The sequence below is a fragment of the Polaromonas sp. genome, from assembly GCF_029945685.1.
Classification (GTDB): Bacteria; Pseudomonadota; Gammaproteobacteria; order Burkholderiales; family Burkholderiaceae_C; genus Polaromonas.
On record NZ_JAQSDA010000026.1, the window covers coordinates 1 to 25,466 of the forward strand.

Annotated in this window: 16 protein-coding genes and 2 rRNA genes; 11 read left to right on the forward strand and 7 right to left on the reverse strand. The window is 58.7% G+C overall.

The features are described from left to right. Window positions 1-369 precede the first annotated feature (369 nt). Both PSV26_RS18100 and rrf read left to right on the forward strand, forming a co-directional pair. Window positions 370-3,250: ribosomal RNA gene (locus PSV26_RS18100) — 23S ribosomal RNA — on the forward strand. Window positions 3,251-3,395: 145 nt separating this feature from the next. Further along, window positions 3,396-3,508, forward strand: a 5S ribosomal RNA gene (gene rrf / locus PSV26_RS18105). A gap of 185 nt (window positions 3,509-3,693) precedes the next feature. On the opposite strand, the gene PSV26_RS18110 is transcribed toward rrf, so the two are convergent. Genes PSV26_RS18110 through PSV26_RS18120 form a run of 3 tightly spaced genes read right to left on the reverse strand, consistent with a single transcriptional unit; the run spans window position 3,694 to window position 7,170 of the window. Beyond that, on the reverse strand, window positions 3,694-4,605 hold the full coding sequence (locus PSV26_RS18110) for an MBL fold metallo-hydrolase (protein ID WP_300572737.1): 912 nt from the start codon (window positions 4,603-4,605) through the stop codon (window positions 3,694-3,696). Between the two features lie 30 nt (window positions 4,606-4,635). Beyond that, window positions 4,636-6,321 (reverse strand): AMP-binding protein, encoded by a 1,686-nt coding sequence (locus PSV26_RS18115; RefSeq protein ID WP_300572740.1) that lies wholly within the window; start codon window positions 6,319-6,321, stop codon window positions 4,636-4,638. A gap of 60 nt (window positions 6,322-6,381) precedes the next feature. After that, entirely contained in the window at window positions 6,382-7,170 is a 789-nt protein-coding gene (locus tag PSV26_RS18120) for a hypothetical protein (RefSeq protein ID WP_366946016.1), read from the reverse strand. A gap of 14 nt (window positions 7,171-7,184) precedes the next feature. Between PSV26_RS18120 and PSV26_RS18125 the strand changes: the two genes are divergently transcribed. From PSV26_RS18125 to PSV26_RS18165, 9 genes are all read left to right on the forward strand, one after another. Continuing rightward, window positions 7,185-7,691 carry a hypothetical protein gene (locus PSV26_RS18125; RefSeq protein WP_300572743.1) on the forward strand — a complete coding sequence of 169 codons (507 nt, stop codon included), beginning with the start codon at window positions 7,185-7,187 and terminating at the stop codon, window positions 7,689-7,691. Window positions 7,692-7,707: 16 nt separating this feature from the next. Next, a complete protein-coding gene (locus PSV26_RS18130) occupies window positions 7,708-9,333 on the forward strand; it encodes a GMC family oxidoreductase (protein ID WP_300572746.1) in 1,626 nt (541 codons plus the stop codon). Window positions 9,334-9,358: 25 nt separating this feature from the next. Continuing rightward, window positions 9,359-10,285, forward strand: a complete 927-nt coding sequence (locus PSV26_RS18135; protein ID WP_300572749.1) for an alpha/beta fold hydrolase — start codon at window positions 9,359-9,361, stop codon at window positions 10,283-10,285. Between the two features lie 92 nt (window positions 10,286-10,377). Then, window positions 10,378-11,478 (forward strand): response regulator, encoded by a 1,101-nt coding sequence (locus PSV26_RS18140; RefSeq protein WP_300572752.1) that lies wholly within the window; start codon window positions 10,378-10,380, stop codon window positions 11,476-11,478. Between the two features lie 30 nt (window positions 11,479-11,508). Continuing rightward, window positions 11,509-14,937: a response regulator gene (locus PSV26_RS18145; RefSeq protein ID WP_300572754.1), complete on the forward strand. Its 3,429-nt coding sequence runs from the start codon at window positions 11,509-11,511 to the stop codon at window positions 14,935-14,937. 270 nt (window positions 14,938-15,207) lie between these two features. Then, entirely contained in the window at window positions 15,208-15,864 is a 657-nt protein-coding gene (locus tag PSV26_RS18150; protein WP_300512425.1) for a helix-turn-helix transcriptional regulator, read from the forward strand. Between the two features lie 64 nt (window positions 15,865-15,928). Further along, window positions 15,929-16,588 (forward strand): Crp/Fnr family transcriptional regulator, encoded by a 660-nt coding sequence (locus tag PSV26_RS18155; protein ID WP_300512424.1) that lies wholly within the window; start codon window positions 15,929-15,931, stop codon window positions 16,586-16,588. A gap of 46 nt (window positions 16,589-16,634) precedes the next feature. Continuing rightward, window positions 16,635-17,771, forward strand: a complete 1,137-nt coding sequence (locus tag PSV26_RS18160) for a M4 family metallopeptidase (RefSeq protein ID WP_300572757.1) — start codon at window positions 16,635-16,637, stop codon at window positions 17,769-17,771. A 111-nt stretch (window positions 17,772-17,882) separates the two neighbouring features. Further along, window positions 17,883-20,984: an adenylate/guanylate cyclase domain-containing protein gene (locus PSV26_RS18165; RefSeq protein ID WP_300572760.1), complete on the forward strand. Its 3,102-nt coding sequence runs from the start codon at window positions 17,883-17,885 to the stop codon at window positions 20,982-20,984. Window positions 20,985-21,004: 20 nt separating this feature from the next. On the opposite strand, the gene PSV26_RS18170 is transcribed toward PSV26_RS18165, so the two are convergent. The 4 genes from PSV26_RS18170 to PSV26_RS18185 all read right to left on the reverse strand — a co-directional run. Continuing rightward, a complete protein-coding gene (locus PSV26_RS18170; protein WP_300572763.1) occupies window positions 21,005-21,658 on the reverse strand; it encodes a class I SAM-dependent methyltransferase in 654 nt (217 codons plus the stop codon). Window positions 21,659-21,704: 46 nt separating this feature from the next. Further along, window positions 21,705-22,241, reverse strand: coding sequence for a hypothetical protein (locus PSV26_RS18175; RefSeq protein ID WP_300572766.1), 537 nt, complete (start codon window positions 22,239-22,241; stop codon window positions 21,705-21,707). Window positions 22,242-22,516: 275 nt separating this feature from the next. Then, window positions 22,517-24,415 carry a hypothetical protein gene (locus PSV26_RS18180; protein ID WP_300572769.1) on the reverse strand — a complete coding sequence of 633 codons (1,899 nt, stop codon included), beginning with the start codon at window positions 24,413-24,415 and terminating at the stop codon, window positions 22,517-22,519. Window positions 24,416-24,422: 7 nt separating this feature from the next. Next, window positions 24,423-25,466: phosphatase PAP2 family protein (locus tag PSV26_RS18185; RefSeq protein WP_300572772.1), on the reverse strand; the 1,044-nt coding region annotated here is incomplete at its 5' end.

Below are 25,466 nucleotides of genomic sequence, written 5' to 3' on the forward strand. Positions count from 1 at the left end.
AGCTCAGCTGGGAGAGCACCTGCTTTGCAAGCAGGGGGTCGTCGGTTCGATCCCGTCATCCTCCACCAACAACTTATCTAGCGCGTATTTGGTTAATGCAAAGCATCTTCTTTGAGGATGCTTTGTGTTAATTGATTCATTTCAATTATTGGCTGTTCTTTAAAAATTCATAGAGTTAAATCAGCGTTGCTAGCGGAAACTGCACATTCGTAAAGGTTTAGTGCAGACCGTGCCGCTAGCGACATTTAATAGAATTTTGATTGCGTCAAAATGAACTTCAGACTTCACGTTTGAAGATTACGGCATAACGCGTTTGGTGAAAGACCAGACACATTCCTTGAATATCTCTTTGAGAAATCAAAGTTATAGGGTCAAGTGAATAAGAGCACATGGTGGATGCCTTGGCAATGATAGGCGACGAAAGACGTGATAGCCTGCGATAAGCTTCGGGGAGCTGGCAAATTAGCTTTGATCCGGAGATTTCTGAATGGGGAAACCCACCCTTAGGGGTATCGCATAGTGAATACATAGCTATGCGAGGCGAACCGGGTGAACTGAAACATCTCAGTAGCTCGAGGAAAAGACATCAACCGAGATTCCGAAAGTAGTGGCGAGCGAAATCGGAGAAGCCTGTTAGTGATAGCAAGATTCTTAGCAAAGCAGTCTGGAAAGGCTGACCATAGTGGGTGATAGTCCCGTATGCAAAAAGAAACTTGTGATACTAAGCTAACGAAAAGTAGGGCGGGACACGAGAAATCCTGTCTGAATATGGGGGGACCATCCTCCAAGGCTAAATACTCATCATTGACCGATAGTGAACTAGTACCGTGAGGGAAAGGCGAAAAGAACCCCGGGAGGGGAGTGAAATAGATCCTGAAACCGTGTGCTTACAAAAAGTAGGAGCCTCGCAAGGGGTGACTGCGTACCTTTTGTATAATGGGTCAGCGACTTACATTCAGTGGCAAGCTTAACCGAATAGGGAAGGCGTAGGGAAACCGAGTCCGAATAGGGCGATTCAGTCGCTGGGTGTAGACCCGAAACCAAGTGATCTATCCATGGCCAGGATGAAGGTGCAGTAACATGCACTGGAGGTCCGAACCCACTAGTGTTGCAAAACTAGGGGATGAGCTGTGGATAGGGGTGAAAGGCTAAACAAACTTGGAAATAGCTGGTTCTCTCCGAAAACTATTTAGGTAGTGCCTCAAGTATTACCGTCGGGGGTAGAGCACTGTTTTGGCTAGGGGGTCATGGCGACTTACCAAACCAATGCAAACTCCGAATACCGACGAGTACAGCTTGGGAGACAGAGCACCGGGTGCTAACGTCCGGACTCAAGAGGGAAACAACCCAGACCGCCAGCTAAGGTCCCTAAAATTGGCTAAGTGGGAAACGAAGTGGGAAGGCTATAACAGTCAGGATGTTGGCTTAGAAGCAGCCATCATTTAAAGAAAGCGTAATAGCTCACTGATCGAGTCGTCCTGCGCGGAAGATGTAACGGGGCTAAGCCAGTTACCGAAGCTGCGGATTTGCAATTTATTGCAAGTGGTAGGAGAGCGTTCTGTAAGCCTGTGAAGGTGGTGGTGTAAACCCTGCTGGAGGTATCAGAAGTGCGAATGCTGACATGAGTAGCGTTAAAGGGGGTGAAAAGCCCCCTCGCCGTAAGCGCAAGGTTTTCTACGCAACGTTCATCGGCGTAGAGTGAGTCGGCCCCTAAGGCGAGGCAGAGATGCGTAGCTGATGGGAAACAGGTCAATATTCCTGTACCGATGTGTAGTGCGATGTGGGGACGGAGAAGGTTAGCTCAGCCAACTGTTGGATATGTTGGTTCAAGCCTGTAGTCGTGCCTGGTAGGTAAATCCGCCGGGCTTAGATGAGGGGTGATAACGAGTCTGCTTGCAGACGAAGTGAGTGATACCCTGCTTCCAGGAAAAGCCACTAAGCTTCAGCTACACACGACCGTACCGCAAACCGACACTGGTGCGCGAGATGAGTATTCTAAGGCGCTTGAGAGAACTCAGGAGAAGGAACTCGGCAAATTGACACCGTAACTTCGGAAGAAGGTGTGCCTTTAGTAGGTGAACCATTTACTTGGGGAGCCCAATGAGGTTGCAAAAAATCGGTGGCTGCGACTGTTTATTAAAAACACAGCACTCTGCTAAGACGAAAGTCGACGTATAGGGTGTGACGCCTGCCCGGTGCTGGAAGATTAAATGATGGGGTGCAAGCTCTTGATTGAAGTCCCAGTAAACGGCGGCCGTAACTATAACGGTCCTAAGGTAGCGAAATTCCTTGTCGGGTAAGTTCCGACCTGCACGAATGGCGTAACGATGGCCACACTGTCTCCTCCTGAGACTCAGCGAAGTTGAAATGTTTGTGATGATGCAATCTCCCCGCGGAAAGACGGAAAGACCCCATGAACCTTTACTGTAGCTTTGTATTGGACTTTGAACAGATCTGTGTAGGATAGGTGGGAGGCTTTGAAGCCCGGTCGCTAGATCGGGTGGAGCCAACGTTGAAATACCACCCTGGTGTGTTTGAGGTTCTAACCTAGGTCCATTATCTGGATCGGGGACAGTGCATGGTAGGCAGTTTGACTGGGGCGGTCTCCTCCCAAAGTGTAACGGAGGAGTTCGAAGGTACGCTAGTTACGGTCGGACATCGTGATAATAGTGCAATGGCATAAGCGTGCTTAACTGCGAGACTGACAAGTCGAGCAGATGCGAAAGCAGGACATAGTGATCCGGTGGTTCTGTATGGAAGGGCCATCGCTCAACGGATAAAAGGTACTCCGGGGATAACAGGCTGATACCGCCCAAGAGTTCATATCGACGGCGGTGTTTGGCACCTCGATGTCGGCTCATCTCATCCTGGGGCTGTAGCCGGTCCCAAGGGTATGGCTGTTCGCCATTTAAAGAGGTACGTGAGCTGGGTTTAAAACGTCGTGAGACAGTTTGGTCCCTATCTTCCGTGGGCGCTGCAGATTTGAGGAAGCCTGCTCCTAGTACGAGAGGACCGGAGTGGACGAACCTCTGGTGTACCGGTTGTCACGCCAGTGGCATTGCCGGGTAGCTAAGTTCGGAAGAGATAACCGCTGAAAGCATCTAAGCGGGAAACTCGTTTCAAGATTAGATCTGCCGGGGCCTTGAGCCCCCTAAAGAGTCGTTCAAGACCAGGACGTTGATAGGTCAGGTGTGGAAGCGCAGTAATGCGTTAAGCTAACTGATACTAATTGCTCGTGCGACTTGACCCTATAACTTTGATTAAATTCAAGGTTGTTATGCCAAAGTGACGCATTCAAAATACCGCACCCGCAAGAGTGCAAGACATTAAATAAAAGCTGATTTGCTCTATGAATTCGATGGATTGTTCCTTGAACAATCGATCAAAAAGTTATGCCTGATGACCATAGCAAGTTGGTACCACTCCTTCCCATCCCGAACAGGACAGTGAAACGACTTAGCGCCGATGATAGTGCGGATTCCCGTGTGAAAGTAGGACATCGTCAGGCTCTTACAGCAAGATGCGCCCAGTTGACCCAACGTCGACTGGGCGTTTTCTTTAGTGCGGCTGAAAAAGCCTTGCTCCACAAATTAAAAACTCCGCATCGGAAGATGCGGAGTTTTTTTATGCGCGTATGAAACGGTCGGTCATGCTTCGATGGGCTCTTCTCCCCTGCCTTATATTCCATCGGCGTCAGGCATTGAAGACCATCGCCCCCTCTTTACGGGCAACTGCAGAACGCACCAGCTCATCGGTGAGTTGGTCGATCCATTCCACCATGGGGATGGTGATAAAAAACCTCTCGCGAATAAGCTCGAAATAACGGGTGGCAGCAACCCAGCTCAAAAAATCAGCGTATGTGAGCTGCTGCCGCTCTAGGAGCTTGAACTTGAGTAAAACCTTCGCGGCATGGTGCGCGTGCCTGGCCGGGCTTCTGACGAAAGCGTCGAGCCGTTCGCGCGAGCGTGCAAGGACGTCCGCCCGATACCCGAAAACTGGTCCGTGGCCAGGGATAATCCAGCGCGGATGCAGGCGCTCAATGAGATCGAGCGTTGCTTCGACATCACTGAATGCATCTTCACCCTCCAGTTCCGGGAAAACCACTCCGAATCCCTTTTCCCACAAGGCATCGGCGGAGATCAATGTGCGTGAGGCGGGCTCGAGCAGCACGACTGAATGAGGGTCGTGTCCTGGTGCGCCGTGAACTTCCCACATCATGTCGGACAACCTGATTTCTGCGCCCGGCAGGAGATGGCCGTCGTACTTGAAGCGCGGGCAGAGTTGCCCGGTGGGCAGATAGGTCAGGGCCTCGGCGTCCCATGTCGAGACCAGCGCCGCCTGACCGGGCGGAATGAGGGTCTGAAGTTCGGGATACACATGCTGGAGCGCAGCATTGCCGCCACAGTGATCGCTGTGCAAGTGGGTGTTCAGCAAGAAATCCAGTGGACGTGTGCCTAGTGCTGATTTCACCAGCTCGACGGTCTGCTCTGAATGCGTGCTGTAACCGCTGTCCACAAGGGCGCAGGACTCCCTACCCACAAACAGAATGTTGTTGGAAGACAGCCAGCCCCGTTCAAAGACCTGAACGCCCTCGGGCAATTTCATTTCAGGCCTGAAACGACATAAAACGAAGCATCAGGCCGTTGCCCGCAGTTCACGTCGAAGAATCTTTCCAACATTGGTCTTGGGCAAGTCGTCGCGAAACTCGATGTACTTGGGACGTTTGTATCCCGTCAGATTCTGCTTGCAATACTCTGCAATCTGTTCTTCCGTGAGCGTTGGGTCGCTTCTGACAATGAAAATCTTGATGGCCTCACCTTGTTTGTCATCCGAGATGCCAATGGCAGCGCATTCAACGACACCCGGGCACAGCGAGACGACATTTTCGAGCTCATTGGGGAAGACGTTGAAGCCTGAAACAATGATCATGTCCTTCTTGCGGTCGATAATTTTCGTGTAACCCAGCGCATCCATAATGCCGATATCACCGGTGCGCATGAACCCGTCAGCGGTGAACGCCTTCTCGTTCTCGGCGGGTTGCCGGTAGTAACCGGTCATCACCTGCGGACCCTTGATGCAGATCTCGCCGGACTCCCCCACCGGGAGCGAACGCCCTTCGTCATCCTTGATTGCGATTTCTATGCTCGGCAACGGCAGACCGATGGTCCCGCTGAACTCTGCATTGAGGACGGGGTTGTTGGTGCCGATCGCGCAAGTCTCGCTCATGCCCCAGCCCTCGATCATGGGGCAACCCGTGACTTGCAGCCAGTGTTTGGCCGTTCCCTCGGACGCAGCCATGCCGCCCGCCTGGGACACGCAGAGGTGGGAGAAATCAACGGTCTTGATTTGTGGATGCTGTAAAAGTGCATTGAAGAGGGTGTTGACGGCCGGCAGCATGTGAAATGGGCGCTTCTTCAGCACCTCAATGAACTTCCCGAAATCGCGGGGATTCGGGATCAGCGTCAGATGGGATCCCCAGCGAATCGCGAGCAAGCACAGGGTCAACGCGAAGATATGGTACAGCGGCAATGCAGCAATGCCGTTGGTCTTGCTGACATCCCCAAGCCGGCGCAGAGCCGGGGTGAACCAGGCTTCTGCCTGCAGGATGGCGGCGACGATATTGCGGTGCGTCAGGACGGCTCCTTTCGACAAACCTGTGGTTCCGCCCGTGTACTGCAAAAAGGCGACTGAATCCAGATTGCTCTGGGCAGGTTTGAGGACCATTGCTGTGCCGTCGGCGATGACGCGTTTGAAGGGCGTCACGGTGCGGCCATTGCCAAGCGGAAGTTTGTAAGCCGGCACCATTTTTGCAAGGTGCCGGACGGCGAAGGTGATCCAGCGGCCATACCATGGGCCCAGCAAATCCCCCATGGACGCGATCACGACGTGTTTGACGGGTGTCCTGTCAATGACCTCCTCGAGAGTCACCGCGAAATTCTCCAGGATCACGATGCTGGTGGCGCCGGAATCTTTGAGCTGGTGTTCAAGCTCGCGCGCAGTGTAGAGGGGATTGACGTTCACGCAGGTGTAGCCGGCGCGCAGGATTCCCGCCATCGTGACGGCAAACTGGGGAATATTCGGCAGCATGATGGCCACCCTTGCACCGGGCTCAAGTCCGAGATGCTGCAACCATGCGCCCAGCGCTGATGACAGGTCATCCAGCTCCCCGTAGGACATCCAGCGGTCCATGCAAACCGAAAAAGGCCGCGCGGCGTTTTTCCTGAAGGAGTCCTCCAGCAGCTGGTTCAGCGAGCGGAACTGGTCGGGATCGATGTCGTGCGGCACGCCCTCGGGATAACTCTTGAGCCAGAACTTGTCCATTGAAAACTCCTTGTGCATCATTGTGGAAGCAGTGGGGCTCGCACGCGTATGGGGCTTGTCCTAATGCGGCGCCGTGTGTGCAAGAAGTTGAAGCAAAAAGGTCTCGCACGCGACAGCATCATCGCTGAAGAGGGAGTCGATCAGCGCGGATTCCCGAGCTTCCACAACATTCAAAAACTCAGTGGCACCTTTCATCTGGGAAAAAGCATCAAAACCGGATTCAAGAAAATTCTGCAGTGCGCTCAGTCCGGCGGCTGCCGCCGGCGTCCGCATCATCTTCAGCAGGCTGCGCAGGCCCCGCATATGAGTGAGGTGATCAAGTTCCTGCCCCAGGTGCAGCACCACCTGCAACTGCTGCCGCCGCGCCGCGATGTCGCCGACTGCTCGCCAGCACCGGATGTAGCGGGCGGCCTGGCTGCCGGCGCGATGGAGCCGCCATTGCTGTGCCATGCGGTCATCCAGCTCCTCGGTCAGGGCATGCACTTCGGCGAGGGCTGCCGCTGTTTCGACCACCGCCTTGGGGAAAAGGCGGTCGATGGTGTTTGCAATCCGGGAAAACTGGTGATCCCGCTGGGCATAGTCCTTGTCGCCATACAACTCATTCAGAAAAAACTGAGCCGCTCGCTGATAGCGGTGGCTATGGAGGAGGTCGGCGTAGGTTGCCGTGAAACGCTGCGCCTGGAAGCGCTTGACCTCCAGACAGGCCGCGTCAAGCGCGGGATCGGCCAGGCGGTGTTGCCGCAGCAGCGAAACTGCCTGCATGGCTTCGCGAATTCGGGGGGCAGCAGGGTCCATATAAACACCGAGTTTATCTAGGTGCAGCGCCCTATTGAAATCACAGGCGTGCATGCGAAACTCCACCGATGCAAAGAAGGACCTTACTCAAGCTCGGTGTTGTGTCCACAGCGGTGCTTGTCCTTGCTGGCGGCGCAGCGGCCCTGCTGTCGCCGGGGCTGCACGAAGGCAGGCTCAGCCCAGCGGGTCGCGAGGTCTTCAGGGCCGTCGGTCGTGCCGTGCTGGACCAAAGCCTGCCGCGCGAAAAGGCCTCACGGAACGACGCCCTGAACGGCTTGCTCAATCGCGTGGACGAACTGACGCTCGCTTTGCCACCCCATGCGCAGGCCGAGCTTTCACAACTGCTGTCGCTGCTGGCAAGTGCAGCGGGGCGTCGCGCACTGACGGGTCTGGGTGATGAATGGCCTTTGGCAACAGAGGTCCGCATCCAGCAATCACTCCAGGAAATGCGGCTGTCGGGTATCGTGCTTCGCCGGCAGGCTTATGCCGCATTGCATGACATTACCGCCGCGGCCTATTTTTCAGATGTGTCCACCTGGCCGCAACTTGGCTATCCCGGTCCGGTACGGATCTGAAAGTAATGAATACTGCATGACTCAAGTCCAAGACCCGATCCGCGAGGGTTTGAAGCGCGGCTGGAAAGTTCGGGGCGGTGCCCTCGGTCCCGCAACGGAGAAAATTGTCTGCGATGTTGCCATCGTCGGCAGTGGCGCAGGGGCCGGCATCACCGCCGAGTTGCTGGCCAAGGCGGGCTTGCAGGTGGTACTGATTGAAGAGGGGCCGCTTAAAAGCAGCAGCGATTTTCGCCAGAAGGAGTCGGACGCCTATCCGCAGCTTTACCAGGAAAGTGCGGCGCGAAAGACCGAAGACAAGGCGATCAACATCCTGCAAGGCCGCTGTGTAGGCGGTTCCACCACCGTTAACTGGACCAGTTCCTTCAGGACGCCGTCACCAACCCTGCAATTCTGGCAGGACAGGTTTGGCCTGGCGGGCTACAGCGTCGAGGCGCTTGCCCCCTATTTCGCCCAGGCCGAGCAGCGCCTGAACATTCTGCCCTGGCTCACGGCCCCCAACGAGAACAATGACTTGTTGCGGCGGGGTGCGGCCAAGTTGGGTATCCATGCTGCGCCGATTTCCCGCAACGTCAAAGGCTGCTGGAATCTGGGCTCCTGTGGCCTGGGTTGCCCGACCAATGCGAAGCAATCCATGCTGGTGACCACCATCCCCGCTGCGCTGGACCTGGGTGCGCAATTGCTCACCGAAATGCGCGTGGAAAGGTTCGAGCTGGCCAACGGCAAGGTCACGGCGCTGTATTGCCGTCCTGTGATGCCAAATGGTGCTCCAGTCCAGGCTGCTCCTGCGCAGGCAGCTACAAAAATAGTAGCAAAACATTATGTGCTGGCGGGCGGCGCGATCAATTCACCGGCGGTGCTGTTGCGGTCGAACGCACCCGATCCCCATGGGTTGCTGGGAGCGCGGACTTTCCTGCATCCGGTGGTGATGAGCTCGGGGGTGTTCGAGCAGAAGGTCGAAGCCTGGAGCGGCGCCCCGCAGACCATTTACACCGATCATTTCCTCGACACACAGGCGATTGACGGGCCCATCGGGTACAAGCTGGAGGCGCCGCCGCTGCATCCCATTATTTTTGCGTCGACGGTGCCGGGTTTTGGGCAGAGCCAACAGGCACTGCTGGAGAGCTTTCCGCACAACCACACCCTGCTGGCCTTGATGCGTGACGGTTTCCACGACCAATCACGTGGCGGTAAAGTCAAATTGCGCGGAGACGGCTCTGCGGTGCTGGACTACCCCCTGACCGACTATGTGATGGATGGTGCCCGCCGCGCCTTGTTGTCGATGATGGAAATCCAGTTCGCCGCGGGCGCCCGCCAGGTGCTGCCTTTGCATGAAATGGCGCAGCCCTACACCAGCTGGGCCCAGGCGCGCGATGCGGTCAATGCCCTGCCCATGAAGCCCCTGCTCACCAAGGTCGTGAGTGCACACGTGATGGGCGGCTGCGGTCTGGGCGGCGATGAAAAGCGGGGCGTGACGCGACCCGATGGCGTGCACTGGCAGCTTGACAACCTGTCGGTTCACGATGGTTCGATTTTCCCCACCAGCATCGGCGCTAACCCCCAGTTGTCCATTTACGGCACCGTGAACCGGCTGGCGCAGGGACTGGCCAAAAGGCTCACGGGGCGCGACGTGGTCCTGGCCTGAGCCGCCACCGGCGCAGGCTCCCGCCATGCTGGCACGCCTTCAGCAACTGATCACCGTGTCGCTGCTGCTCGCCGCAGCGGGTTGGCTGGTATTTTTCTGGAAGAGCTCGGCGCTGCTCGCCATGGGCGGCTTCGCAGTCCTGCTGCTGGGCTACTCGGGGTTTCTGGCGCTGGAGTTCGTGGCGCTGCGATTCATCAACCGAAGGGACCCTGTGCCACGTCCGACCTGGAAAGAACTCGCAGGGGCCTGGCTGGGGGAGACTCTCGCCGCACCCCGGATTTTTTGCTGGCGCCAGCCTTTTCGCTCCCGGGTTGTTCCCGATCAGTTGTCGGGGCAGGCCGTCGAAAAAGGCCGGCGCGGGATCGTGTTCATCCATGGTTTTTTCTGCAACCGCGGCTTCTGGACGCCCTGGCTGAAGCGGCTTGAAGGCACCGGACATGCGTTTGTCGCCCTCAACCTGGAGCCGCCCTTTGCCTCCATTGACGACTACGCGTCGTTGATCGACGAGGCGGTCCAGCGCGTGACCGCGGCGACCGGCCTGCCGCCGCTGCTCGTGTGCCACAGCATGGGGGGGCTGGCCGCCCGTGCCTGGCTCAGAATCATGAAGGCCGAGGCGCGGGTCTGCCATGTGGTGACCATCGGGACGCCGCATCGGGGAACCTGGCTGGCCCGTTTCAGTTTTGTCACCAACGGCCGCCAGATGCAACTGTCCGGACAATGGCACCAGGCGCTGGACCTGGACATGCCGTCCCACCGCCATGCACTGTTCACCTGCTGGTATTCCAACTGCGACAATATCGTGTTTCCCAGCTCCACTGCGACGCTTCCCGGTGCCGACAACCGGTTGGTGCACGGTGCCGCTCACGTGCAACTTGCTTTTTTGCCGCAAGTGATGGACGCGAGCCTTGCGCTGATCGATGGCGAGTCGCGGAAAAGTACGCAGGCGTCATAGCTAAAATTTCTTACTCGGTAACAAATTGTGTAAGCTAGAGGCAGGTCGCGCTTTGGCTGATGCTTGGGATAAAAATGCCTCTGATAGTGGTTATGGAAGACGACGCCGCCACGCGGACGCTGGTCGCATCGGTGCTCAGAAAAGACGGTCACGATGTGCTGTCGGCCGACAACGGCCTGTCCGGGCTGGAGCTGGTGCGCCAGAACAAGCCGGACCTGGTCATCAGTGATGTGCAGATGCCGGTGATGGATGGATTTGCCATGCTGCAGGCGCTGCGTGCCGATCCGGCCATCCTGGCCACGCCTGTGGTTCTGCTGACCTCGCTGCAGGAGCGTGCCCATATGCGCATCGGCATGACCAGCGGCGCTGACGACTACATCACCAAACCTTTCCGTCCCGGCGAGTTGCGCGAGGCGGCGGCGGCCCAGCTGAACAAGCGTCACATGCAAGCGGCGGTGCAGGTCATGGCGGTGGAAGCAGCGGTGCAGGCGGCCCTGGAAGACCAGAAGCAGCACCTGGCTCGCCTGTATGAAAAAAAGCTGGCCTCCGAACTGAGCGACAAGTGGCCTGCGGCGGATGCATCGAGCCAGGACGAGAGGTTTTCGAATGCAACCGTCCTGTTCGTCGATGTGCTCAACTATGCAGGGTTGGCTGAAAAGCTCACCAGCACGGAGCTGAGCGATGTGGTGCGCCAGTTCTACAACAACGCCGGCGACACCGTGCACCTTTTTGGCGCGCGCCACATGCAGTTTGTGGGTGAGGGCCTGCTGGTCGTTTTTGTCGACAGCACGGACACAACCTCGGTCAACCATGGATTGCGGGCGGCCCGTGCCGCCTTGGGCCTGGTCGATGCGGCCAAACGCGTGCAGCAGTTTCTCAATTCCCATTTCCCCGGACAGGGGCTGCCGCGTTTCGACGTCAGCGTTGCCTTGAACAGCGGACCCGTGGCGTTGGCCAGGCTCGAGGATCCCCTGCACGGCAGTGTCCAGATACTGCCGGTGGGTGATGCGGTGAGCGCAACCCTGCTTCTGCAGAAGCAGGCCTGCAAGGCCGGCTGGCAGATTGCCGCCAGTGTGGCCATGTTGCGCGGCGTCACTGGCGCGGTGAACACCGGCGGGCGTGCGCTGGTGTCCCTGCCCGGCCGCACGGCCGCCATCGATGCCGCCGAGTTGCTGGGCCTGGCGCTCGCCTGACCAGTGGGTGAGTCGGCAAACCTCAGTGCCATGCCAAGGAAAACGTTTTCCCTGAGCCGGGTCCTGGTGGCAAGTTTGCTGGTGTTCGCGCTCGTGCCGGCGGGGCTGGTGGCCTGGCTCATGGCGCGCAGCAGTGATCAGGCCGTGCAGGAGCTGGCCGGGGGGATCCTGTTCAACGTGGCGGCCCGGGTGCAATCAGGCACGGAAGCCCATTTGGGGCAGGCGCACACCATACTGAACGGCCTGGTTCCCGAGCGCCTGAGTCCCAGCCAGACCGAGCAGGCCCGTGACTGGCTGCGACAGAGTGCTGCCTTTGAACCCATGGCGTTTGCACTGGGCAGGCAGTCACCGGATGTGCCCCATCTGTATTACGGCAACAACCGGGGCGAGTATTTCTCGGTGGAGAGTACAAGTAGCGGTACGAACGTGCAGCTTCGCGGCGCTGCTGACACAGGTCTTCAGGCGTTCGCGGTGCGCCGTCCCGGCGACCGTAGCCGGCCCCTGCCGCTTGCGCAGGCTCCCTTCGAGCCCCGCACCCGGGGCTGGTACCAGGGGGCACTGGTAGCCAAGGGCCGGGTTTTCTCCCCGATTCAGGAGGTACCCGGCAAACCACAGCTGTTTGTGACTCTGTCCCAACCGGTGTACGACGTAGACGGAGGCGCAGCGGGGGTGTTTGGTGTGGACCTCTATCTGCAGCGGCTGGCCGACCTGCTGCAAACGCAGCGCATCAGTGCGCGTGGTGCGGCTTTCGTGGTGGACGAGCAGGGGTGGCTGGTCGCCGGGTCGGCCGGGGACCCCTTGTTCGACGACGCGCCGGGGCAGTCTGTGCGACGAAGTCCCCAGAACAGCGCGAACCCGGTGATTCGCGAAAGTTTTGCAGCGCTGCAGCGCGAGCAGGCCCGCAAGCGCGAGGATTCGGTAGCCGTCAACACGGCCTTGCAGCGCTTGCCGCTGCAGGACGGCACCCTGCTGATGGTGCAGCGCCCCTTCGGCGAATCAGCGGGCTTGCGCTGGACCCTGGTCGTGGCAGCACCCGAGAGCGACTTCACCGCTGAGATCACCCGCGCCTGGAAGGTGTCCCTGGCTCTCGTTGGCGTGCTGGTGTTGTTTGGGGCGGCGGTGGCGTTTTATGTTGCCAACCGCATCGGGCGTCGGCTCAAGCGCCTGAGCGTGGCTGCGCAGAAGCTGGGGCGGGGTGAAGTGCCGCGCATTGACAGCGGCACACATCTACGGGAGGTCATGGAGCTTTCGCGCGTCATGCATTCCAGCGCCGAGCAACTGAGGCATTACCGGGCCGAGGTCCAGGCCAAAGCCCGGGCGATTGAAGAGGCCAACGAGCGGCTGGAAGAGCGGGTGGCGCAGCGCACGGGCGAACTGCTCGCTTCGCGCGAAGAGGCCTTGCAGGCAGCGCGGGCCAAAGCCGCATTTCTGGCGACCATGAGCCACGAGATCCGAACCCCCCTGAACGGCGTGGTGGGCATGAGTACCCTGCTCGCCGAGACAGCGCTCGACGATGAGCAGAACGACTACCTGCAGACCATTCGCCTGTCGAGCGACCAGTTGCTGGCCGTCATCAACGACATTCTGGATTTCTCGAAAATCGAATCGGGCAAGCTGGACCTGGAGTCTGAGGCCCTGAGCCTGCGCAGCGCGATTGAGGAAGCCTGCGACATTGCCGCTCCCCGCGCCCGGGAGAAAAACCTGGAGCTCATCGTGGACGTGCCGGAAGCCGCAGGCAGCGGTTCGCCTGCCCTCCTGCCGGCAGCGGTCTCCGGAGATGTGACGCGGATCCGCCAGGTGTTGATCAACCTGATCAACAACGCCGTCAAGTTCACTGAAAAAGGTGAAGTGACCGTGAGTGCGCGTTCCCTGCCCAACCCTGGTGACCCGACCCGGGTGCGCGTTGAATTCCGCGTGTCCGATTCCGGCATAGGCATTCCGCCCGACCGCGTGGGGTCGCTGTTCCAGGCATTCACCCAGGTAGACGCCTCCACCACGCGCAAGTACGGCGGCACCGGCCTGGGGCTGGCTATCTGCAAGCGGCTCGTCGAACTCATGGACGGCGACATCGGTGTGGACAGCGTGCCGGGCAAGGGCTCCACCTTCTGGTTCACGATCCAGGCGCCGCCGGCCGAACTGCCGCCCGCCGCGGCGGCTGTCGATGCTGCCGCCCTGCATGGGAAGCGCACGCTGGTGGTGGATGACCACGTGACCAATGTCCGGGTCCTGACACGACAGCTTCAGTTATGGGGCATGCAGGTGGCTACCGCCGAGTCGGGCGCCCAGGCCTTGCAGGCGTTGGCGCAGGCGCAGACCGTGGGGGCGCTCCCGGACATCATCATCACCGACATGCACATGCCGGAAATGGATGGTGTGGCACTTTCCCGCGTCATCAAGGCCACGGCACCGCTTGCCGGCATACCGCTGGTGCTGCTGACGTCAGGTTTCATGCCGCCCGGCCATGAAGCCTCCCAGCTGTTCGAGGCGCGGCTGCTCAAGCCCGCCCGACAGCGGCAATTGTTCGACGCGCTGGCACGCTGCCTGTCGTTGCCGGGCGGACACAAGCCATCATCGGAGTCATCCACCTTCGAAGGCGAGTCTGCTGCGAAAAACCTGACCTTGCTGGTGGTGGACGACAACGCCGTCAACCTCAAGGTGGCCTGCGCCATGCTGGCCAGGCTCGGCTACCACACGGCCACCGCGCTGGATGGGCGGGAGGCGGTGCAGGCCGTGGCACGCGCCCACGGCGCAGGCTCGCGCTTTGGTGCGGTGCTGATGGACATCAACATGCCGCGTATGAACGGCTTCCAGGCCACCCAGCAAATTCAGGCCATGATGGGCAGGAATGCGCCACCCATCATCGCCCTGACCGCGGCCGCTTCCCCCGAAGACCACGCCCGGTGCACTGCGGCGGGCATGGACGACTACCTGACCAAACCGCTGCATGTTTCCGCGCTGGCCCAGGCGCTGGAGCGCTGGTTGCCCAGGATGAGGGCTGCGGCGGGAGGCTCTGGTGGCTTTGCAACGGCGCCCCCGGTGCGGGGCCAGGGAATTGCTGCCGGGCCGCCTGCAGTGGTGCCGACGCCAGAAGGCGGCCTGCTGCCGGCAGTGGAACCTGTGCTGATGGACCTGGAGCGGCTGGCTCAGTTCAAGGAATTCGACGACGATGCGCTGACCATGACGCGCGAGGTGATCGGCCTGTTCGTCGCCGATGCCTCCCAGCGACTGAGCGCCATCGAAGAGAGCATCCGGGCCGGCGACGCTGCCGCCTTGGCGTGGGCAACCCATGCGCTGATAGGCGCTACCGGCAACGTCGGTGCCGTCGCGATGCAGGCGGTGTGCAGTGAGCTGGAACTGGTGGCAAAAACCGGTGAGATCCCAGCCGACGCCCTGCAGCAGCTTGAAAAGCTGCAAACCTACTGGGCCAAAACCAGCGCCATTCTTGACAACTGGGTCTGAGGCACAAGCTTCCCCCTCGGGCGACGGGATGTTTGTCCAACATCTCCAGTTTTGATGGCCTTCAACCGAAAGTTTGCGCACACTTGCTGACGGTGGATGCGCCCCAAGAGACGGATCGGAACGGCGTCCGAACCCGTCATATTTCGCCTGAATTTCACCTGGCAACCACCTTTGTTGTGACTTTGATCACAAAAACGGAGCCTCATATTCACTATCCAGAAGCGGGCAGGCTTCATACGCTTAACAACCTGTAACAGCCAAGCCCTGAAGATGAATACCCTGTTGACCGCCGGATTTCTGGATGCTGCCCTGAACCATGACGCAACCCGCCCGCACGCAGGTCCGGACGTGCTCTCGTTGCTGGTGGACGTGCTGGGCCACGGCGTTATTGTGGTGGGAGAGGGGGGGCAAATCATCCATGCCAATCGTGCAGCCCGCACGGAACTGAACCGCCATCGGGTGCTCAGCAGGGTGGGCGGCGAGGTCCAGGCCACGACGCCAGCGGACTGCAAAATGCTCCAAAACGCGTTGGGCAAAGCGGTGGGCGGCAAACGCAGCCTGATCAATTTGTCTGGTGCAGGCCTGACCCTGACGCTGGCCGTCGTGCCACTCAAGCCCGATGCCGATGCCTGGGATGCCCGCATTGCCCTGATTTTTGCGCGTGCTGAGGTCTGCGAATCCGGCATGTTCGGCTTTTTTGCGCGCAGTTATGGGTTGACCCAGACGGAAGAGCAGGTATTGGCCATCTTGTGCCGCGGTTTGAGCACGCCGGAAATTGCCGTCCAGCTGAAAGTTGCTGTTTCCACTGTACGCAGCCATGTGCGCAGCCTATGCGCAAAAACCGGCTCCAGCGGCGTACGCGAACTGGTGAACCGTGTCGCCGTTTTGCCACCGGTGGCACCTTTGCATCTGGCCCAAATTCACTGAAAAGGGCTGTCACCCCCACGTGGCCCACACCGGGGGCCCGCCGCGTGCTAGATTACGGCTCATCATGAGCACGTCCATACCTTCCAACGAAGACCTTTACACGCCGCTGGTTCCCGAGTTGCGCTCCCTGGCTCGCCGGGGCGTGCTGCGGACCTACCGAAAAAATGCGGTGTTGATCAATGAAGGTGAGTCCGGCGACAGCCTGTTTGTCCTGCTCAAGGGCAGTGTCAAGGTCTTTGCCATGGACGAAAGCGGGCGCGAAATCACTTACGGAACGGTCCATGCGGGCGACTATTTCGGTGAGATGTCGCTCGACGGGGGGCCCCGTTCTGCCTCGGTGATGACGCTGGAGCCCTGCACTTGCGCGGTGCTGAGCCGGGCCGATGTCAGCGAGCACCTGGTGGAAGAGCCTGAATTTGCCATCAATCTCGTGGTTCAGGTGATACGCCGGGCCCGCTCCGCGACAGAGACGGCGCGAAACATGGCGCTGCTCGATGTGTACGGGCGGCTTGTTGCCTTGCTGGAAGAGCGCCGGGAAGACACGGGGGAGGCACCGGGCGGGAGCGCGACGCTGGAGTCCATCACCCACCAGGACATTGCCAATCGCGTCGGGGCCTCGCGCGAGATGGTCAGCCGGCTGCTCAAAGACCTCGAAAAAGGGGGCTACATCGAACTGGGCATCCGGCGCATCACGTTGATCAAGAAACTGCCCAGTCGCTGGTAGGCCGGTTCGGGTGGCCTATTTCCCGCAGGGCGACGAGTTGCTCCCCATGGCGAAATTGGCGGTAGACCGCTTTGGTGCTCAGGAGGTCACGGCCGAGGGTCCCGCCTATCGCTGCGCCTGTTTTGCAGTTCCTTCCAAATTGCTCAGTAAGCTCGCCGACAAAGCCGGGGAGGCCGATCGCAATGTCATCCATGGCCACATGGAAAGCGCCGCGCGCCTTCGTACGCAGCGCAGTGCATGGGTTCCCCACGCGCCGGCAGCGTTGCCGCAACAGTCGCAACATTCCACACCGTCCTACCGGCGCAGTGTTTTCGACGCAGGCACGGACACCGTGCTTCCCGGCAAGCCCGTGCGGGACGAGGGCGACAAGCCGGTCAAGGATCACGCCGCCAACCAGGCCTATGACAATGCCGGCATCACGCTTGATTTTTACCTGAAGGTTTTTGGCCGGCGTTCGATCGACAACCGCAGCATGCGGGTCGAATCGGCGGTGCATTTCGGCAAGAACTTCGGCAATGCGATGTGGACCGGCGACCGGATGGTTTACGGGGACGGCGACCAGAACGTGAGTGGATTTACGGCTGCACTGGACATCATCGCCCATGAGCTCACACACGGCGTCACGCAGCACCTGATCGCGGGCGGTCTGGGCGTTGTTCGGGTCGCGCCGAAAGACCGTGAATTCCGGGAGCAGACGCATGCGCTCCAGGGGCAAAGCGGCGCGCTCAATGAGTCTTTTTCGGATGTCTTCGGCAGCATGGTCAAACAGTGGCACGCCGGGCAGGACGTCACGCAGGCCAACTGGCTGCTCGGTGAGAACATGCTTGCGCCCCAGCACGGCCGGGCCATCCGCTCGCTGAAGGATCCGGGCAACCGACAGTTGACGTGGTACGAAGACGAGCAGTTCAAGAACATGGAGCAGTATGTCGATGGCGCTGATGTGCATGACGGCTCCGGCATTCCCAATCACGCCTTTTACCTGGCGGCCCGGAAAATAGGCGGCTACTCCTGGGAAAAGGCAGGGCCCATCTGGTACGAAGCCTTCGCTAAACTCAAGCCCAAGGCCAGTTTCCAGGATGCAGCGCGAGCCACCACTAATGTGGCCTCGCAGCGGTTTGGTGCTAAGTCAAAAGAATGCAAAGCCGTCGTGGCCGGCTGGCAAGCGGTGAAAGTGTTGCTTTGAGTCTAGGCAGTTATGCCTTGCTTTGTTGGGGGTGTCGTGTAACGATTCGTACCGGCCCCTGTCCTGTTGCTGAGAACTCCCCTAAAGATGTCGTTGCGTTGCGTCTCGTGCTTGGCTGTTAATCCTGACGGAAACCGCTTTTGTGGCAATTGCGGTGCCGCGTTTGGGTCCGGCTTGCAGGAGTCTGCTGTTTCAGCCATCGCTCCAGTGCCAGACATCCAGTGGGGAGCGCTCAAGCACGCGACCATTCTGTTCTCGGACGTTGTCAGCTCTACTGAGCATGTGGCCACCTTGGATGCCGAGCAAGCCATGGAGCAATTGCGTCCTGCGGTGCAGAGCATGTGCGACGCTGTGGAGCGTTTTGGGGGCACCGTGGTGCGCACTTTGGGCGATGGCGTCATGGCGTTGTTTGGTGTGCCTCGCGCTCTGGAAGGGCATGCGGACCTAGCCTGTGAGGCTGCTCTCTCCATGCAGGCAGCGTTCGAAGGCCCTGAGCAACGCATGCGCATCCGTGTTGGCTTGCATTCCGGCCAGGTAGCCCTGGACGCTGACGCGGTCGATGCCACCAAGGGCGGAGGTGTTCATGGTCGTGCCATTCACCTCGCCAGCCGTGTCGTCGCCATGGCAGAACCTGGCGGAATTTGTATGACAGCCGATTGCCTGGCTCTCGTTCGCTCAGCCTGCGATGTGCGGCCCTTGGGCAAGCATTCGCTAAAAGGTATTGCTGAACCCGTCGAACTGCACGTGCTGCTGGGCCTGAAGAATGACGTGCAGGGCCATCAGTTTCATGAGAGTGCCATGTCGCTTCTTCGTGGCCGTGAACGGGAACTGCGCACTTTGCAGGATGCACTTGGCTGCGCTGATAAAGGCGAAGGCACCGTTTTTGGGGTGTCCGGGGCACCGGGCACCGGAAAAAGCCGACTCTGCTATGAGTTTGCCGAGTGGTGTCGCGACCGGCTTGTTCCCGTGGCAGAAGTTCGCACCCAGCTCTATGGGCATGCCACGCCCTTGCAACCGGTGCTCATGCTGTTGCGCACCTGTTTCTTCGATATCACCCCCGTGGACGATGCCTCCGCGGCCAGGCAACGCATCGATCTGCGGCTTGGAAAGCTGGAGCGGTGTTCGACAGATGACCTGACCTTGCTCCATGAGTTTTTAGGCGTAGCAGATGCCGGCGGCCAGCCATGTGCGCTCAATCCGAAAGCCCGGCGCGCGAGGTTGTTGGGGCTGCTGGGTGAACTGGTGAAACAGGCTGGCGAAAGAACCTCCGTCATCCTTTTCGAAGACCTGCACTGGCTTGACGAAGCGAGCGACGAATTCCTTTCGGTTCTGGTTCATGCAGTAGCCGGCACCCGCACACTGCTGTTGCTCAACTATCGGCCCGCTTACCAAGCGCCGTGGGCAGCGTTGCCGCACTTCAGGACCATGCGGCTGGGCGATTTGAGCACTGCTGATACCGAGGCCCTGGTAGGCGAACGGCTCAGACAACATCCTGAGCTGCAGAATTTTCTTCCACTTATTGTGGACCGTTCTGCCGGGAACCCGTTTTTTGCCGAGGAACTGGCTCACTCGTTGATCGAAAAAAGCGACTCATTAGCGAAGGCGGAGGACAGACAAGCTGATCATCTGGCCCTTGTACAGACCCTGCCCGCCACCGTACATGCTGTCATAGGCGAGCGCATCGACCGGTTGGTGGGTACTCAAAAGACGCTGCTGCATGTCTGTGCTGTGATTGGAAAGGAAATTCCCCTCGCCGTGTTGCGGGAGGTTGCTGTTTACCTAGTAAGCCAGATGGAAAGCGGGCTGGAAGGTTTGTGCGAAGCCGAGTTGCTGCGCTTGCTGCGCGAAATAGCCGGGGGACGCCGTTTCGCATTTCGTCATCCACTCATTCAGGAGGTGGCCTATAGCACCCAGCTCAAGGCACGGAGAGCCAACCTGCACGCCGCGGTAGCCGTTGCCATGGAGGCGCACTACAGTGCGCAGCCGGGCGAATTTGCTGCGCTGGTCGCTTACCACTATGAAGCCGCGGGGCAGCCTGTTAATGCAGCGCAACATGAGGCGCGGGCGGCCAAGTGGGCAGGCTCAACCAATTCAGCGCAGGCCATCAAGCATTGGCGCAAGGTCTGGACGTTGCTGGAAGGTCAGGAGCGTTCGCAGCAGGTCAATAGCCTGCGAGCCCTGGCGGGGGGGCGTATTGTCTACCTTGGCTGGAGGGAGGGGCTCAAACCCCAGGAAGTTCAGCAAATTTGCAGTGAGGCCTTGGGGCTGGCGAGGGATATGGACAATCGCCTTGAGCAATTGCTTCTATTTGCCCAGGGCCGCCTCCTGCAATCCGGAGGAGGAGCGGCAGATGACTATGTCGCGTCCGTGCTCAAGGCGCTGTCACTGACGCCGCCGGGTAAAGATGTCGGACGTGTAGCAATGCTGAATGTGGCTTTGAGTCAAGCCTATGCATGGGCCGGGTTGCTAGAACAGGGACTGGCGGCAAATGATGCCGCTCTGCTCGGCGTAGCGAGCATCGACAACTTCGATAGGGAGTTCATCGATTTCAGTATCGAGCAATGGGCGCTTGGCATTCGCGCTCGGTTGCTGATACGAATGAACCGGCTGGACGAAGCCCAGGCGTGTCTCCATGAAATGTTGTCGGCGGGTGAGCGGCTGGATGATCCTGTCATTCGACAGATCACGCATCACCTCCATGTGGAGCTTGCTGCGATTACCCAAAACGCCGACCTCGCCAGGGAGCATGTTGCGATTGTGGTGAACCTCGGGCAGCAGTATGCAAGCCCCTATTCAAAGGTCTTTGCCCATTGGTGTTCCGGGCTGGCCGAGATCAGCATCGGAAATTTGGAGGCTGCCCGGAACAGCTTTTCCGAAGCCCTTGAATTTATTGCGAACTCGAAAGTAGCCGTTGAATTTGAAGCTGAAATACGGGCAAGCTTGGCTGAGTGCCATCACAAAATGGGCAACTTAGACATGGCTCTTGAGGCTGCGCAGGAAAACATCGGCATATCCAAACCGCGAAACAATCGGTTAGCCGAGTGCCGCGCGCTGATTGTCTGGGGCGGTGTGCTGGGGCAAAAATCCGACGTCGATTCGCGGGAAAAAGCGTTAGCCCTTTTTGCTCAGGCAGAGCAGCTCATCAAGCTGACTGGCGCCAAAATATATGAACAGTTCTTGCTGAGTGAGCGGAATCGACTGATCGCTCATTGACGGGATGGAGCTGTGCCGGGTTATGGGGTCCGTACCAGCAAGGTGTATTCACGCATCCCATAACTTCCCAGTACCTCAACAGTAGAGTCAAAATTTTTCTCACAATAGGTGACCCACAAGGCTGGGGGTGCCCTATAGAGCTCTGGCTGGACAAGCACTCCTTCAGCCAGCGGCGCGAGAAAATTGACAGAAAATCCAAGGCGGCTGGTGAGATGCATGCTGGTCAGTGTCTCTTCAATAAACCGGATCCATAGGGCGTCGGGTTGACTTAATTTGACGTTGAAGATGCCGCTGGCAATTGAGTAGTCAGCTGTCCGATGGCTGCTGCTCCCGATCACGAATTCCGTATTGCGCCGCTTTTGCCATAGTCGCCGGGCATGGGTGAGCATGGCCGGCGACAAGTCCACACCCAAATAGTCTATTGTTTTGCCCCGATGGCGCTGCGCTAAAAAAGCAAGCAACGCGCCATAGCCGCATCCTATGTCGTTCAGCGCGATCGGTGAGTCGAAATTGCAAACCTTAAGCAATTGCACGAAGCGCATCTGCTGTGTTGGTACGCATGACCAGTCGACCCCAAGCGGCGTGGCTCCATGGGTATCGACTTTTTTGGTGTAGTACTGCTCAACTTCAGCAAGCAGCTCGGCAACAGAGTTTTCCGGCAAGGGGGCAGTCATGGGGAAACCCGCACTTCCGGAGCTCCGGGAACCCCCGCGCTTTTCTTTACTTCTTTGCGCTGGGTTTGCTGTTTTTTGCTGCAGCTCTGGCTTGCCGTGCGGCGTCTGCCGCTTGCACAGATTGCATGGGCAAGGAGATGGTGAGGTAGTCCTGCTCCAGGTAGTGAACAGGGCGCGCCTTCTCCGTGATTTTCACTTGTGCATTTTCTTTTCCACCCTGCATGGCATGCGAAGTGAAATACACAGGAAGGGGGGCTTTGGATGCCAGGTTTTTAATGATGGCCGTGACGATAGCCACGTCTCCGTTTTGTTTGGGGCGATTGGAGTCGTGCTTGCTGAGCGCGCCTATAAGGTCGTACCAACGGTTCTTGACTTCGTTGTTGCGTGCACCGAGGTTGAGCGCGGTCACGCTAGTCTTGAACGAGCGCCCCCTCTTGAAAATCTTGAATTCCTTTTGCAGCGCCACCATTTCTTCGATTCCGCCATGGTGCGTGTCTTTGCCTTGTGGTGGTGCAAATCGGAGATTCAGTTCGTCCAGCATGCTGCCGATATAAATGTCGTGTTCTTTCATGAAATAGCCCATAAATCTCTCCTGCGGTTACGGTTGATGAAATTGCTGGTTCAGCGTAAAAATTGCAACGTGCTGTAAATCCACGCTGAGTGTAGGGCCAACTCCTTTGCGTGAAAAGAGGGCGAGCGGGGCGCAGGAGCTTTAGGCCGCCAGAGAGCGACGCCGCGGTGCAAAGTGTTGCGTTGTCGCCAACAGTTGCGGCCTTGCCCAAAGTGTCCGTCCGCTGGCGAATCCTTCACAGGCCCGTGATTCACGCCGGCCCGGTTTCGCTGCATCTCCCGCCAAGCCTACATGCCGTTCAGAATCCGCCTGGCTTCCTGGGGTGACGCATCACTGGTGCCAACTAATCGCGCTACGCCACCGCTTCGGGTGCCAGCTGCTTTGAGTCCGAGTAGCACAGGATTCTCGTCGCTGTACGCGTGAGTTGCTGGCATTTTCACAATGCCTCGACGCTCCGGACGGCCGGCGTCCGGGTCAGGTTTGCGTGGCGAGTAGTTCGCCCACATCGGACCCGCTACACGAACCCCGCCCACCGATATTGTTTTGGCGCCAGTCGCAATGCTGTTGAAGTTGCCACTGCGGCGAATGGGGGAAGGATTGGCCGGGTGATCGACAAACGAGCCAGGATTGCCGCTGGTGTCATACCACTGGTCTTCAAAATGGGACTGACGCGCGCCTGTTTGGACTCCAACGATCTGGTCATCACGCTCCACATACGCATCCACCGTAACTTTTCCTGGCTGGGTGTTGGTGATCTTGACTTCCCAGACCCCACTGGGTGCAGTAGAAGTTGACTTGTCAAAGGAGAACGTGGAGGAAACTGCCATCAAGGCGCATGTTCCATTGACGCCAGTCGCCACAGACTGGGGATAAATCAGCGCGCACAGGGGCTTGCCGTTGCTGGCGTTCCATGTCCCTGACTTGCCCCATGCAAGTGGAGGCAGGCTGGTTTGACCTGGTGGAGTAAGTTGTACTTCAATGCCATGCGCACCAGGTGGAAGCCAGAGCTCCAGAAAGTTTTGTGTCAAATCACCCGGTTGTCCCCGCCAATGGAGCGTCACTTGCTCGCCTTTTGATAGCGTTGCGTTGGCGTGAGTGCGGCTCTGGTAATTGTTGCTGACGGGCAGGATGACTTGCAGGCGCCCGCTTCTCAGGGCAATGAGCTGATCCATAGCCGCTTCAAGCACTGAGCTGCCGTCGTGCGGCCCGGCAAGCGTGCCCCAGCTCAGGTTGACGGCCACTTTGGCGACGGGCGCACATCGCGAAAGAATGTACATCAGGCCGTCCATGATGTGCACGTTCATCGAGCCACCCGAGGTGTCTACTACCGTGTCCCAATCGAGCTGTACGGCCACAATGTCGCACCGGCTTGCATCATCATCGGCCAGCTTCCAGCTGGGCGGTGCATTGGGAGAAGGCGGCACACCAGCGATTTGGTCCAAAACCGTGCGTGGGCCACAGGCAATGTCCAGCACATGGGTGCCGTGGTTCAGGCGCTTGTTCAGCTCCATCCCCATCTTGAATTGCTCGTACACGGCAGTTTCGTCCACCAGTCCGCCGTAAGTGTGTTTCTGGATGGCCAAGTTGATATCTGCCGCTGTCAGCTCGTGGCCATAGCCAAGATTGGCCGGAACTGTCCCTGAGCCTTCCTCGTCCTGGCGCCAGAAATAGCGGGTACGCGCCTTGCCGTCGCGCAAAAAGTTGGCATTGGCGAAGGCGAGCCCTCCATCAATCAGTCCGATAACCTTGCCTTGGAGCAGGGCATGGGGCGCCGTAGAGCTCGAAGCACCTGGCGCACTTGGATCGTCAGCATGGTGGCCTGCGGGCAAGCCAAGTTCAAACCGTTTCACCAGAGGGTGCAAACTGCCGCCGGTGCGGATGTGTTTGAAGAAAGCCGGCTTGACCCGCGCCGTGCAATAACGCAGGCCCGTGGGCGCTGCGCTGGAGGTGTACACCGGTGGTACATAAAGCCAGCCGGGTGACGCTGCCGCTTTTAGCTGTGCAACACTGATACCAGGTGCAAGCTCAATCAGCAGCGGCAACCACTTGGGCGGCTTCTTGAAACCATAGCCAGCGAAGTTGTCTGCCTCTGCCCAGATCAGATAGGGATCAAAGCCGGAGGTTGCTCCCGCTTGGGCCCAGTCGATCCCTGTGAAGCTGCCTTTTGGTAGTGGGGTCCAATACATGTCTGGCCTACTTGATCGGTTTCCATTCGGCAGCAGCCTTTGTCCACATAAAGTGGAGCAGCGGTGAAATGGCAACACTAGCCGAACCCGAGGACAACTCGTAGTAGCCACTTTGGTTGTCGGCCATCGAAATCCGTGGATCGAAATCGATCACGGTGTCTTTCTGTCCATGAAACTTGCGGCCATCGAATCCGCGCTCGTGCAGCTTGCCGCCCGAACAACGGGCAACCATGAAGTCGCTCAGCGCCGTACCCAGAAGGCGCCCGACAGCGCTGTCAACAGGATAGTGCAGGCCAGCCACCGTGCGGTTGACTGCGATGCGGGCGGCTAGCCGTTCCAGTTGTTCCCGGTATTTCGTGCCGTGGGGCAGCAAAGACTGGAGCAACGCGCAGGTGAGGTAGGCCTCTGTCGCATGTCCGCTAGGCCAGCTTGCATGGCCAGGCGTCGGAATCATCGGCTGGATCTGCGGCGACAGTTCAACAGGGCGCTGGCATGCAAAGGCGTGTTTGAATCGCATTTCGACATGAGTTGCCAGCGACATGGCCAAGTCGAGAAGCTCGAGGGTGTATTTGTGTCGATGCGCAGTCAAGCCAATGATGGAGGAAAAGAATGCCCCGCCTCCGTTGACCTGTGCCAGGATCTCGGCGCCACGGTCCTCGCGGAGCTCGGAATAATTATTTACAAGGTGGAGCTGTTGCTTGAAAATTTTCTCGGATGGGCGTACCAAGCGTGCAAGTGCCAGATCTTTCAGGGGCTTTCTGTCCAGGTCCACAAAACCGAGCGTCATTGACGTCTTGTTTTGATTGACATTGAAATGCAGACCTGCGAGCAGCTCAAGCTCGCAAACTGCCATACGCGGACCTGCCGCCCATTCGGCCAGCTGTTCGGGTTTATCCAGCGGAGTGGGCAGGGTACACGGGATGGTCGCGCCTTGAAACGGGCCGACGAGAGCGGCGCGATTCGTCGTTAAGGCAAACGATGCAATAGCTGGATCGACGCTATACCCACCGCTATACCCACCGCTATACCCACCGCTATACCCACCGCTATA